The following is a 12687-nucleotide window of genomic DNA, read 5'->3' on the forward strand; positions in this document are numbered from 1 at the left end:
GCGGTACGCGGGCGGTGGCCCGCGAACCGCTCGATCTCAGCCGGGGGTGCCGGCCAGATCCCGGGCCGCCGTGCCGGGGCCCGAACGGGACCGCCGGGAACCGCCCCGGCAGACCTCCCTCGGGTCCCAGCCGTCCGGCCGGTCGGGGAGCAGGTCCGGGTCTCCGGACACCACTCCCTGCCGGCCGTGCGCGAGCAGCGGCTGGCCGAGAATGTGGGAGGCGCACGAGATGCCGCCGAGCATGACGCCCGCGACACCGTTGCCCGCCTGGGTGCTGGCCCCGACCACGTGCAGGCCGGCGATGTGGGTCGCCGTGCCCGGCCGGGCCGTGCCGCCCCATTCGGCCATGCCGAACGGGGTGCCGCCGGAGGACAGGGTGTACCGCTCATGGGTCAGCGGTGTCGCCGCCTCCATGTGCGTGATGTGCCCCCGCAGCGGGCCGATGGCCTTCTCCGCCGCGCGCAGGGTGGCTTCGGTGAGCTCCTGCTTACGGCGCAGGTACTGCGCGTCGCGCCGGTACGAGGAGCTGTCGCCCTCGATCCCGTCGGGGACGCCCCACCACTCGTAGTCGGGCGGGCAGAGCGTCATGACCTGGAGGTTGGCGTGCCCCGGTGGGCACAGCGCGCGGTTCTCCGGGTCCTTGAGCGAGGCGAACGAGCAGAAGAGGAAGGGCACGTCGTCGACGTCGCCGGCGCGCGCCCGGTCGAAGTAGCCGTCGATGTCGTCGGTGTCGTACCACCACAGGTTGGCGTTCGGCCGGTCCCGCAGGTCGGTGTCGAGACCGAGGTAGAGCACCAGCCACGGCATGCCCATGCTCGCGTTCCGGGTGCGGTTCGCGACGGACTTCGAGAAGTGCTCGGCACCGACCAGGTCGAGCACCGTGCGGCGGTAGTCCGCGTTGGACACCACCAGGCCGGTGCTGACCGTCTCGCCGCCGTCCAGCCCGACACCCGTGACCTTGCGGTCCTCCACCAGGATGCGTCGCACCCTGGCGCGGGTGCGGACCTCTCCGCCGTGTGCCTCGATGACCTCGACCAGGCCGGCGGCGAGCGTCTGGCCCCCGCCCGCCGGGTAGTAGGCGCCGCGGAGGTAGTGGTCGGTGACGCTGGTGTGCCGGGCCACCGTCGCCTGACGCGGAGTCAGACCGTAGTTGGGCGCCTGGGCCGCGAGCACCGTACGCGCCCTCGACGACAGGCCGCAGTGGTTGAACAGGTCGTCCAGGGTGCGCCTGCCCCACTCCCGGACGGCGACGGTGCCGTTCGCGATGTCCGTCGGCGACCAGGTGTGCGACTCGAACAGTGCCGAGCGCTGCTCCTCCCCGACGGCTTCGCAGATGTCGGTGAAGGTGCGCAGGCCCTCCGCCTCGTCCGGCATCGCGGCGAGGAGCCGCTTCCGGTACTCGGGCCAGCCGGCCGGCATGTCCACGGAGGCTCCGGGGACCCTGATGAGGTCGAAGCCGCTCCGGTCCATCTCCAGGAACTCGACCCGGTCGCGGAGTCCGAGCCCGCCCAGGACGGACGGGATGACTCCGCCGGGCGCGCAGTCGCCGAGGTAGTGGACGCCGACGTCGAACTCGTAGCGCCGCCGCCTGCGGAAGACGTGGCTGTTGCCGCCCACCACCGAGAACTGCTCCAGCACCAGGACGCGGCGGCCCGCGGTCGCCAGGTAGGCGGCCGTGGTCAGGCCGCCGAGGCCGGCACCGACCACGACGGCGTCCCAGTGGCCGCCGCCGGCCGGGCGCCGGGCGCCGCCGGTGTCGCCGGGGTTGCTGTCCACAGTGCTCTCCTTGTCGCTTGCCGCAGATGCTTCTTCGTCACCGTGCGAAGGCCGGTGGCCGCGTTCCGTGCCGCGGCCACCGGCCGGTCTCAGCCGCAGCCGCCGGCGTGGCCCGCGTCGCCGCCGGCCGGCAGCAGGTCCGCGTGGGTCGCCGGGTCCGGCGCCTCGGTCTTCGGGGCGGCGGGCTGCCCGCCCCCGACGGCCCGGACGAAGGGTGCGACCCGGTCGAGTCCCCAGTACTTGTCCCTGCCGGTGATGAAGAACGGCACACCGAACAGCCCGTCGTGGGCCGACTCGGCCAGCAGGGCGGCGCCCCGCTTGCGCAGTTCCGCGTCCTGCGTGGCGGTGGACAGCCGCTGGGCGTCCAGGCCCAGCTCCTCCGCGATGGCCGCGATCACGGCGGGGTCGGAGATGTTCTTGCCCTCCTGCCAGCGGGCGTTGTACGCCGCCGCCACGAAGTCCTTGCCCCGGCCCTCGTCCTCGGCCGCGATCCAGGCGAGGTGGGCGACCTCCCAGCACGGTTCACGGTCGATGGGCCAGGTGATCTCCGCCAGTCCGCGTTCGGTGGCGAGCCTGCGGGTGTCCTGCAGGATGTAGAAGTTCTTCGCCCGGCTCATGGCGACGATCGGAAGGGTGACCCCCTCCTCGGCCAGCAGCTTCGCGGTCTCCTGGTCCGGCTCCCAGAACGGCAGCCAGTCGATGGTGTCGAGCACCTCGGGGTGGTCGGCCATGAGATCGCGGTAGGCGAACCAGGAGTACGGGCTGCGCAGGGAGAAGTACCAGCGCGGTGGGCGTTTGGAAGCCATGGGTTCCTCCGGGGCTCGGTCGTCCGGGGCTCGGTCGTCCGGGGCTGTGGGTGTCCGGGACCGGGTGCGTCTCGGGTCACTCGCCGCGCAGCGCGCGCAGGACCTCGTCGTCGAAGACGGTCATCTGCCACTCGGCCTCCGGCGACTCCTTGTGGCAGTAGCCATGGGTGATCGAGCCGGTGGCGGTCTGGACGAGCGCGCCGTCCCGCACGACGTAGAAGTCCACGCGGGAGGTGTAGAGCATGTCCTTGAAGACGGACTCCACGGTGTAGACGGTGTAGAGGTCCTCCTCCATGATCGTCTCGTCCGTGAAGTGGATCTTGCACTGGGTCACGACGGGGATCCAGCCGCGCTCGTTGAGCATCCGCTTGATGCTGATGCCGCGGGAGGCGACGAAGACGTGCTTCGCCTCCTCCATCTGCCGCAGGTAGCCGGACATCTGCATGCGCTCGGTGAAGTGGCAGTAGTAGTACGGGACCCGCCACTTCCAGCCGACCGCGTTGTCGTCGCCGATGATCTCGGCGAGCACCGGGTCGGTGTCGCTGTTCTCGCCGCGGTGGAGGGCTCCGGCGAAGTCGTCGGACGGGGTCGCGGTCAGCGCGGTGGGCTCCGCGGTGGCGAGCCGGTCGACGAGGAAGCGCTGCAGCTCGTCGGGGAGCGGCTCGTGGCTGTCGACGTTGCTGTCACGGCGCAGCAGGACGCGCAGCTTGGAGCTGACGGCCTTCTTCGGCGCACCGTCGCGCTCGACGGTCGCGGTGACCGCGAAGACCATCGCGGTGTCGGTGTCCTTCGTCTTCGGCGTCACTTCGAGCAGGACGTCGTCGTCGAGCGTGAGCACCGTGTGCAGACGGGTCTCCAGGCCGGCCACGTCGAAGTTGACGCCGTGGACGAGGTACAGCTCGCTCGCGCCGAGGCCGACGGCCCGGAAGTGGTCGAGCACCGCGGCTTCGAGCAGGTAGTTGACGCACTTGAAGCCGATGGCGGTGTTGATGTTGCCACCCTCGTAGGGGGGCCGCATGGTGACCGAACTCGGTTCGTTCAGAAGCTTCTTGAGCGCGACGTCGGACAGGGTGGTCATCGTGTGCTCCCGTACTCAGTTGACCGCCGCCGGGGTGTGCCCGGCCGGCAGGGTGGTGAGGAATTGCTGGACAGCGAGCGCGAAGCGCTCCGGCCGCTCGGTCATCGGCGAGTGCCCGCAGTCCTCGATCCGTTCGATCGAGGCGTTGCCGAGCGCGCGGGCCAGGGCCTCGCCCTCGGCGGGCGGCGCGACCGTGTCGCCCGCGCCGGTGACGATGTGCACGGGCAGGTCGATCCGTTCGGCGGCCAGGAACGGTGTGCGCAGGTAGGCGTCGAGGTAGCGGATCGCCCAGTAGGGTCCGAGCCGCGCGCACGAGAGTTCGGCCATGTCGGCCCGTACGGCCGGGTCCAGGCGGTCGCGGGCCGACAGCCGGATGTACTCCTCCGCGTTGGTGCGCATGGCGTCGAGGGTCTTCGGCAGCTGGGCCCAGGTGAACTCCGTGGGGTCCTGCCGGAAGAACGGCGACACCAGCACCACGCCGCGGATGCCGAACCGCACCCGCGGGTCCACCCCGGCGGCGACCGTGTCGGACAGCAGGGCGAGCAGCAGGATCGTGGCGTAGGAGTGCGCGACCACCACGTCGGGACGGCCCGGGACCCGGTCGACCGCTTCGCCGACCCAGTCCTTCTCGTCCCGTTCGGTCACCGCGTACGGGCCGCCCGCCCGCCACGGCAGACCCGCGGACCACAGGTCGAGCCCCGGGGGCCGGTGCGCGACGAAGGGGTCCCAGCAGCTCTCGCCGCTGCCGAGGCCGTGCAGCAGCAGCACTCGGTGGTCCGCCTGCGCGGGCACACCTCGCCGCCGGAGCACGAGCGGCTCGACATCGCTGTTTCGGAGCACCGGAAAGCCCTTCCGAAGGCATGGGGAAATACAGAGGGACAACGGGGAGGAGCGGGCCGGAGCGGCAGAGGGGACCGGCGGTCGCCCGCAGACGCACCGGCCTCGTACGACGGCGGACGACCCTTTCCGGCGTCCTCCCGGGAATCCCGGACGGGCGGTCCGGAACCCCCGGAAGGACGTACGCGCACGTCTGAGGAAGGCAGGCGCGTTCCTTCACGGAAGGTCATCGGCCGATGTCGGTTCGACGTCGGTTCGACGTGTTCCGATCGTGCCGGAGGAGCCGGGCGCGACGACAGGGTCTTTACAGCAAGCTGCGACTACAAAGACTTCCAAGCGGCGACGGTGTCGTCCGCGCCGCCCGGTGTGCCCATCGAACGCCGGGCCGCTATCAGGGCTTTGGGCCAGTTCACCGTCAGCGCGGCGCACAGCCGCGGGCCCCGGTGGTAGGCCACGGCGAACCGCCGCCGCGGTCCCTCGGCCCGTACCACCGTGACCTCCGTGCCGGGCTCCGGACGTCCGGTCAGGGTGATCTTGCCGCCGTACTGGTCGGACCAGACGAAGAACTCGTGGCGGTGGGCCACCGGTTCCGGTTCGAGGATGGTGCGGACGGCGACGGCGGCCTGGTCCACCGCGTTGGTCCAGTGCTCGACCCGCACGTGCCGGCCGAGCAGAGGGTCACGGCACCGGGCCGCGTCCCCGACCGCGAACACCGTCCGCCCGGTGTCGACCGCGCAGTACTCGTCGCACAGCACTCCGCCGTCGGCGTCCAGCGGTATGCCGGAGCCGGCCAGCCAGTTGGTGGCGGGCCGCACACCGACACCCGCGACGACCGCGTCCGCGCTCAGCCTCGTCCCGTCGCTGAGCTCCACCCCGGTGACGTCGGGCTCGCCGGTCAGTGTGGCGACCGAGGTGCCGCACAGCAGGCGTACGCCGTTGTCGGTGTGCAGGCGCGCCAGTTCGGCGGCGACCTCCTCGCCGAGCAGTCCGGCCAGCGGGGCGGGCTGTGCCTCGACCATCGTGACGTCGATCCCGCGCGAGCGGGCGGTGGAGGCCACCTCCGCGCCGACGAAGCCGCCGCCGACGACCACCAGGTGCCCGGCCCCCCGGGCGGCCATGCTGTCCAGCCGGTCCTTGAGCGCCAGCGAGTCCGCCAGGGTCCGCAGCTGGTGGACGCCGCGGCGCGGCATGCCGGGCAGCGTCCGGGGAGTCGCGCCGCAGGCCAGGACCAGCCTGTCGTAGGGGAGTTCGACGCCTGTGCCCAGTCGCAGCACCCGGTTCACCGGGTCCAGCCCGGTGGCGGCCGCGACGTACCGCTCCGCCTGCCACTCAGCGGGGTCGCCGAGGGACGCCCGGTCGGGTGTCCACTCGCCGGACAGGATCTGCTTCGACAGCGGGGGCCGGTCGTAGGGCGCGTCCGGGTCCGGGTCGACGAGCACGACCGGACCGGTGTGGCCCGCCTCGCGCAGGCCGCTCACGACCCGGGTGCCGCCGACGGACGCACCGACGACCACCACGCGGCCGGCGTTCACCACTCGGCCGGCGTTCATCGTGCCGCTCCGTCGCGGACGAGCTCCGTGTCCCCGGTCCGGGGGTCCGGGCCGGGGGGACGGGCGGCGAGGGCACGGGGGGTGCGCAGTTCCAGTACGTCCCGCAGGCCGAAGGTCCACCCCTCCTTGCGGGCCCGCCCGGCGAGCCGGACGGCCCGCAGGCTGTTGCCGCCGCGGGCGAAGAAGTCGTCGTCGAGGTAGACCGCGGTCAGGTCGAGCACCTCGGCGAACAGCTCGCACAGCCGTTTCTCGGCGGGGTTCTCCGGCGCGGCACCCGGCACCTCGGCGACGGCCGGAGGCGCGGGCAGTGCGGCCTGGTCGAGCTTTCCGTTCGCGGTCAGCGGCAGGTCGTCGACCACCATGATCCGTGCGGGCACCATGTAGGCGGGCAGCACCTCGGCGACGGCCGCGCGCAGGGCGGCGGGGTCCAGCCCCGCCCCGTCCGCCGGTACGGCGTACCCGGCCAGGTACCGGTCGCCGGACCGGTCCTCGCGTGCGGTCACGGCGGCGAGCCGCACCCCGGGCAGGGAGCCGAGCACCGAGCTGACCTCGCCGAGCTCGATCCGGTAGCCGCTGATCTTCACCTGGTCGTCGGTGCGGCCCAGGTACTCCAGGATCCCGTCGGGGCGCACCCGGGCGATGTCGCCGGTGCGGTACATCCGGCCGCCGCCGAAGGGGTTCGCCACGAACCGTTCGGCGGTGAGGCCGGGGCGGCCGAGATAGCCGCGGGCGACCTGACCTCCCGCGATGTACAGCTCACCGGCCGTTCCGCGTCCGGCCGCCGCGAGCCGCTCGTCCAGCACGTACAGCTCGGTGCCCGGGGTCGGCATGCCGATGGGGACTGCGCCCGGGGCGGCCTCGTCCCCCGGTTCGATCCGGAACACGCAGCATCCGACGGTCGCCTCGGTGGGACCGTACTCGTTGACCACGGCCGCCCCGGGGTGCGCGGTGCGCCACCGGTCGACGACGTCCCCGCGCAGCATCTCGCCGCCCACGACCAGTTCGCGGGTGGGCGACAGCGAGGCCGGCAGTGCGGCCAGCAGCGGCAGGTGCGACGGGGTCGCCTTGACGAAGCCCGGCCGGTCCTCGGCCGGGCCGGCCGCCGGCTCGCGGTCCAGTGCCGCGACCCGGACGCAGCCGCCCAGGAGCAGCGGCCCGTACAGCGCGGTGACGGTGAGGTCGAAGGCCACCGGGGAGTGCAGCAGCGCCCCGTCCGCCAGACCCGGGTACTCCGCGCACGCGAAGTCCAGGTAGCGCGTCAGGGTGTCGTGCTGCACGGTGACGCCCTTGGGGCGGCCGGTCGACCCGGAGGTGTAGATGACGTAGGCAAGGTTGTCCGCGCGGAGCGGGGCGGTGCGGTCGGCCCCCGTGGGGTCGTGGGCCGGCAGGCCCGCCGCGTCCGCGGCGGCGAGGGCCCCGGCGACGGTCAGGGTCTCCGGGCCGCCGTCGGCGCCGGGCGATGCGGCCCGCTCCGCGAGCACCAGGTCGAGCCCGGTGTCCCGGACGACGAACGCGGTCCGCTCGGCGGGGGAGTCGATGTCGATCGGGACGTAGGCCGCACCGGACTTGAGGATGCCGAGCAGCGCCACCACGAGGTCGGCGGACCTGGGCATCCGCACACCGACGAGGCGCTCGGGGCCGATTCCGCGGGCGGTCAGGTGGTGCGCCAGCCGGTTCGCCCGGGTGTTGAGCTCCGCGTAGGTCAGCTCCTGCCCGTCTGAACGGACGGCGGGGGCGTGCGGGGTGCGCGCCGCCTGCAGCTGGAAAAGGTCGGGCAGGAGTCGTTCAGCCATCGTGTCTTCCATCTTTCGGAACGGGACGCTTCGTGATCGCGGGTACGCGGTTCACCCGGCGCGGCCGGCGGCCAGCTGACGGATCGTCGGAGACAGGTAGAGGTCACGCATGGCGACGACCGTGGTGCCGCCGCGCCGGCGCAGCGCCGCACCGACGCGCATGGCCAGCAGCGAGTTGCCGCCGAGGTCGAAGAAGTTGTCGTCGGGGCCGACCGGAACGCCGAGCACCTCCTGCCACACCTCCAGGAGGTCCGCGGTGAACGCGTCCTCGGGTGCGGCCGCCGCCCCTGTGGTCACCGGCGCGGATGCGGGAGCGGAGGCAGGCGCGGGCCGGGGGAGTTTGTGGGCGTCGAGCTTGCCGTTCGGGGTGAGCGGCATCCGGTCGAGCGAGGTGACGGTCGACGGAACCATGTACTCGGGGAGGTATCTGGCGGCCCGCTGCCGTACCCCGGCGGTGTCGTCGCCCTCCAGCACCACGTACGCGTCGAGCTGGGCGGTCGCCGGGTCGTCCGGGTCGGTCCTGTTGAGTACGACCGCGGCGGCGCCGACCTGCGGGTCGTCCAGCAGCACGGCCCGGATCTCGTCGAGCTCGATGCGGAAGCCGCGCAGCTTGACCTGGTTGTCCAGCCTGCCGAGGTGTTCCAGCCGGCCGTCGGGCAGCAGTCGGCCCTTGTCCCCGCTGCGGTACATGCGTTCCCCGGTGCGCGCGTCGGTGAGGAAGCGCTGCCCGTCGAGGTCCGGCCTGTTGAGGTAGTGCGCGGCGACCCCGGCCCCGCCGACGTAGATCTCGCCGGCGACGCCGACGGGCAGCGGCCTGCCTTCCGGGTCGGCGACCCGCACCCACCAGCCGGGCAGGGCGTGTCCGACGGACTTCGATCCGGTGAGCGCCTCGGCCCTGGTGACGGTCTGCGCGGTCACGTGCACGGTCGTCTCGGTGATGCCGTACATGTTGACCACACGGCACGCGGACTCCGGGTGCCGGTCGAACCAGGGCAGGAGCATGCGGGGTTCGAGACCTTCGCCGCCGAAGACGACCAGCCGTACGGGGGCGGGTTCGGCGCCGTCCCGTTCGACGTCCATCAGGTGGGCGAAGGCGGACGGGGTCTGGCTGAGCACGGAGACCCGCTCCTGGACCAGCAGCCGGTGGAAGTCCTCCGGCGAGCGCGACACCCAGTAGGGCACGACGACCAGACGGCCGCCGGTGAGCAGGCAGCCCCAGATCTCCCAGACCGAGAAGTCGAAGGCGCTGGAGTGGAACAGCGTCCAGACGTCGTCGGAGCCGAGTGCGAAGTCCTCCAGGGTGGCGGCCATCAGGCTGAGCACGTTCACGTGCGGGATGACGACACCCTTGGGGCGGCCCGTCGACCCGGAGGTGTAGATGACGTACGCGGGATCGTGCGGGCCGGTCGACGAGGACGGCGGACCGTCGCACGTCCCGGGGGTCAGCTCGGCGGTCTCCGCCGTGCCGATGACGCGGGCGGTGCCGCCGGGGAAGTCCGCACGGTCCGTGACGACGACGGCGAGCTCCGCGTCCGCGGTCGTGTACGAGAGCCGCTCCAGCGGATAGGCCGGGTCCATGGGTACGTAGGTGGCGCCTGCCTTGAGCACGGCGAGCAGCGTGACGACGAGCTCGGCGGACCGGTCCAGGCAGACCCCGACCCGGTCGCCGTCGGCGACTCCGAGCCCGCGCAGCGCGTGGGCGAGCCGGTCGGCGCGGCTGTCCAGCTCGCGGTAGGTGAGCCGGGTGGACCCGTAGGACACGGCGACGGCGTCCGGGCGGGAGGCCGCGATCGCGGCGACGGCCGCGTCGATCCGCTCCGGGTCGAACGACGGGAGGCCGGCGGGCCGGCCGAGTTCCGCCGTAGCGGCCAGCTCGGCCTCGTCCAGCAGGGCGACGTCCGCGACCGGGGTGTCGGGCGACTCGGTGAGCGCCCTGTGCACCCGTGACACGTGTCCGAGCAGCCGGTCCGCGATGTCGCCGTGCAGCAGCCGGGGCGAGTGGTCGCAGCGCAGCAGCAGCTCTCCCCCGGCGTCACGGACCACGGAGAGCGTCACGGGGAACGGGGCGCGCTGGAACGGCAGGTAGGCGGACCGGTCCGTACCGGGGACGGCAGCCGGGCCGTGGCCGACGGCGACGACACCCACCGCGGGGACGGCCGCCTCGGCGTCGCCGCCGGTGGCGGCGCGTGCGCGCCGGAGGTCCTCGGTGTGCCAGGCGGGTCCGGCGGCCAGGGCCGTACGGACGCTCTTGTCCACGGTGCCGAGCGTGCTCGCCGGGCCGGCCTCGACGGGTATCAGCGCGATGCCCTCGACGGCCCGCGGGTCCGCGGTGTCGGTGACCAGGGCCGGGACCAGGGGCCGGGTGCTTCCTTCGTAGCGCGCGAGGACGATGCCGAGGGCGGCCGTCCAGCTCTCGGTGTCGCCGACGGGATGGCCGGCGGGCAGCGGCAGCGCACGGGTCTGCGGGGTGTCGGGCCCGTCCGGCCGGCCCAGGCCCCAGTCCGGCCGGTCGTCGTACACGCAGTCGGCGAGTACGGCCGCCTGCGCGGCGGGGTCCGGGGCCGCGGGTGCCTGGGCCGCGGTGACGGGTGCCGCGTCCCCGGTGCCAGGTGCCGCGTCCCCGGTGCCGGGTGCCGTGCCGATCACCTCGGCGGTGAACCGGCGCAGTCCGGTGGCGCCGAGCGCGGCCCGGTGGGCGACCACGACCAGTTCGGTCACACCGTCGGTGTAGGTCAGCAGCACCCCGCGCACCGCCGGGTCCCGGTGGGCGACGAGGGGCCGGGTGAGCTCCCGCGTACGCCACCGCTCCGCGTCGGACGAGTCGGACCGGCACGGCACCGCCTGCGTCCACGGCGTCGTGGCTTCCCGGAAGACGCCGGCCGCCGGGCCGGCGGGCACCAGCTCCGCGGCCCGCGCGGAGAACCGGGCCGCCAGCGCGTCCCGTGCGTCCGCCCGCACGGGACCGGTGATCCGTGCGCCCAGCGCGTGGCACACCGCGCCGGGTGCTTCCCGGCCGCTCTCCCGGATCCGGTCCCGGGAGGGGACGACGGTGCGCCGGGCGGGACGGAGACCTGCGACGGCGTCCTGTTCAGAGATCGACACGACTGGTTCCCTTGACGTGGTTGCGGTGCTTCACCGGGCGGTGAAGCCACCGTCGACGGTGAGTACGGAGCCGGTCACCTGGGCGGACTCGTCGGAGGCCAGCCAGAGGGCTGCCCCGGCGACGTCCTCCGGCTCGATCAGCGCGTTCATGGGCTGCGACTGGACGAAGGTCTCCTCGCTCTCGGAGACCGGGAGATCGAGCGCCCTGGCGATCTCGCCGAGCATCCGCCCCTCCGCCCGGCTGTCGTCCCGGATCGATCCGGGGCACAGGGCGTTGACGCGTACCTTCAGCGGCGCGTAGTCGAGCGCGGTCGCCTTGGTCAGGCCTATCAGGCCGTGCTTGGACGCCGCGTAACCGGCGAAGCTCCGGTAGCCGACGAGGCCGGCGGTGGAGGCCACGTTGATGATGCTGCCCGCACGCTGGGCCAGCAGCAGGGGGCCGACGACGGAGGTCATCCGCCAGGCGCCGGACAGGTTGATGTCGAGCATCACCTGCCACTCCTCCTCGCCGATCTCGTGGGCGGGCTTGCCCGACGGCGCGACGATGCCCGCGTTGTTGACGAGCACGTCCACCCGGCCGAACCTCTCGACGGTCCGGTCGACGGCGGCCCGCAGCGCGGCGGAGTCACGGATGTCGGCCTCCGCCGTGAGGACGGCCGCCCCTTCCTTGCGGCACTGCTCGGCCGTGTGCGCGAGCTGGCTCGTGGTCCCGAGCGCGTAGGGAACGCCCTCGATGTCGCCGCACACGTCGAGCAGCGCCAGGTCGGCGCCCTCGCGGCTGAACGCCAGCGCACAGGCACGGCCGACACCGCGTGCGGCTCCCGTCACGATGACGGTCTTTCCTTGCAGGCGCACCAGATCTCCTTACGGTCGGTGGTGGTCGGCGGGCTCGCCCGCCGCACGCGTCGGGAGCGGACGACAGCTCATCGGGAGCGGACGTCGGCCCGTCGGACGCGGACAGCGGCCCGCCGGGAGCGGACGGCAGCCCGTCGGACGCGGACAACGGCCCGCCGGGAGCGGACGGCAGCTCATCGGGAGCTGACGTCCGCGAGTACCCGGATCAGGGCCTCGGTGTTGTCGACCAGGTACATGTGGCCGCCCTCGACCTCCACGAGGTCGAACTCCTTGCCGGTGGCCTTGCTCCACTCCATGGCCTGCTCGGAGCTCACCAGGGTGTCGGTGGCACCACGCACCGATGTGACCGGCACGGGCAGCGGGGTGTCCGAGAGGGCGACATAGCTCTCGTGCATCTCGACGTCGGCCCGCAGTGAGGGCAGCAGCAGCTCACGCATCTCCGGGTCCTCCAGCGCCTCGTGCCGGTAACCGGCGAACTCCCGCACCCTTTCGAGGAACTCGTCGTCGTCGAGACCGCTCGCGCCGTTCTCCCGGCGGGTCCACGGGCCGGGAGATCCGCTGACCACGAGCGCGGCCAGGTCGACCCCGTCGGTCGCGGCCAGCCGGTGCGCGATCTCGTAGGAGAGGACCGCGCCGAGACTGTGCCCGAAGAGCACGACCGGTCCCCCGCCGGACACCCGCTCCAGCACCTCGGGCATCAGCCCTTCGACGGCCACCGCCACATCCTGGTAGGGCTCTTCAGCGAAGCGCTGCTCGCGGCCGGGCAGCTGCACGGCCGCCAGGTCGAAGCGGTCCTCGCACAACGGGACCCACGGGCGGAAGACCGAGGCGCCCGCACCGGCGAACGGAACACAGAGCACTGTCGTTCTTGCCATCTCAAATCCTCTTTC

The 12687-nt window shown here is 73.0% G+C and carries 9 protein-coding genes; all 9 read right to left on the bottom strand.

What is annotated here, in order from left to right:
* Positions 1-36: 36 nt before the first annotated feature.
* On the bottom strand, positions 37-1776 hold the full coding sequence (locus OG524_RS16830; protein ID WP_405390008.1) for a phytoene desaturase family protein: 1740 nt from the start codon (positions 1774-1776) through the stop codon (positions 37-39).
* A gap of 89 nt (positions 1777-1865) precedes the next feature.
* Positions 1866-2582, bottom strand: a complete 717-nt coding sequence (locus OG524_RS16835) for a 2-hydroxychromene-2-carboxylate isomerase (RefSeq protein WP_405390007.1) — start codon at positions 2580-2582, stop codon at positions 1866-1868.
* Positions 2583-2658: 76 nt separating this feature from the next.
* Positions 2659-3660 carry a hypothetical protein gene (locus OG524_RS16840; protein WP_405390006.1) on the bottom strand — a complete coding sequence of 334 codons (1002 nt, stop codon included), beginning with the start codon at positions 3658-3660 and terminating at the stop codon, positions 2659-2661.
* Between the two features lie 15 nt (positions 3661-3675).
* On the bottom strand, positions 3676-4500 hold the full coding sequence (locus OG524_RS16845; RefSeq protein ID WP_405390005.1) for an alpha/beta fold hydrolase: 825 nt from the start codon (positions 4498-4500) through the stop codon (positions 3676-3678).
* 317 nt (positions 4501-4817) lie between these two features.
* Positions 4818-6047, bottom strand: coding sequence for an NAD(P)/FAD-dependent oxidoreductase (locus tag OG524_RS16850; protein ID WP_405810867.1), 1230 nt, complete (start codon positions 6045-6047; stop codon positions 4818-4820).
* Complete coding sequence (locus tag OG524_RS16855) at positions 6044-7840, bottom strand: non-ribosomal peptide synthetase (protein WP_405810869.1); 1797 nt, start codon at positions 7838-7840, stop codon at positions 6044-6046. The genes OG524_RS16850 and OG524_RS16855 overlap by 4 nt, the downstream gene beginning before the upstream one ends.
* A gap of 51 nt (positions 7841-7891) precedes the next feature.
* Entirely contained in the window at positions 7892-10942 is a 3051-nt protein-coding gene (locus OG524_RS16860) for an amino acid adenylation domain-containing protein (RefSeq protein WP_405810871.1), read from the bottom strand.
* Between the two features lie 30 nt (positions 10943-10972).
* Positions 10973-11797, bottom strand: coding sequence for an SDR family oxidoreductase (locus OG524_RS16865; protein ID WP_405390001.1), 825 nt, complete (start codon positions 11795-11797; stop codon positions 10973-10975).
* Positions 11798-11970: 173 nt separating this feature from the next.
* Positions 11971-12672 (bottom strand): thioesterase II family protein, encoded by a 702-nt coding sequence (locus OG524_RS16870; protein WP_405390000.1) that lies wholly within the window; start codon positions 12670-12672, stop codon positions 11971-11973.
* Positions 12673-12687 lie beyond the last annotated feature (15 nt).

Origin of the sequence: Streptomyces sp. NBC_01520 (assembly GCF_045040375.1) — a bacterium.
GTDB lineage: Bacteria > Actinomycetota > Actinomycetes > Streptomycetales > Streptomycetaceae > Streptomyces.

Coding starts and splice junctions, on each gene's coding strand:
- OG524_RS16840 (WP_405390006.1), bottom strand. CDS start 3,660: ATGACCACCCTGTCCGACGTCGCGCTCAAGAAGCTTCTGAACGAACCG.
- OG524_RS16870 (WP_405390000.1), bottom strand. CDS start 12,672: ATGGCAAGAACGACAGTGCTCTGTGTTCCGTTCGCCGGTGCGGGCGCC.
- OG524_RS16850 (WP_405810867.1), bottom strand. CDS start 6,047: ATGAACGCCGGCCGAGTGGTGAACGCCGGCCGCGTGGTGGTCGTCGGT.
- OG524_RS16835 (WP_405390007.1), bottom strand. CDS start 2,582: ATGGCTTCCAAACGCCCACCGCGCTGGTACTTCTCCCTGCGCAGCCCG.
- OG524_RS16855 (WP_405810869.1), bottom strand. CDS start 7,840: ATGGCTGAACGACTCCTGCCCGACCTTTTCCAGCTGCAGGCGGCGCGC.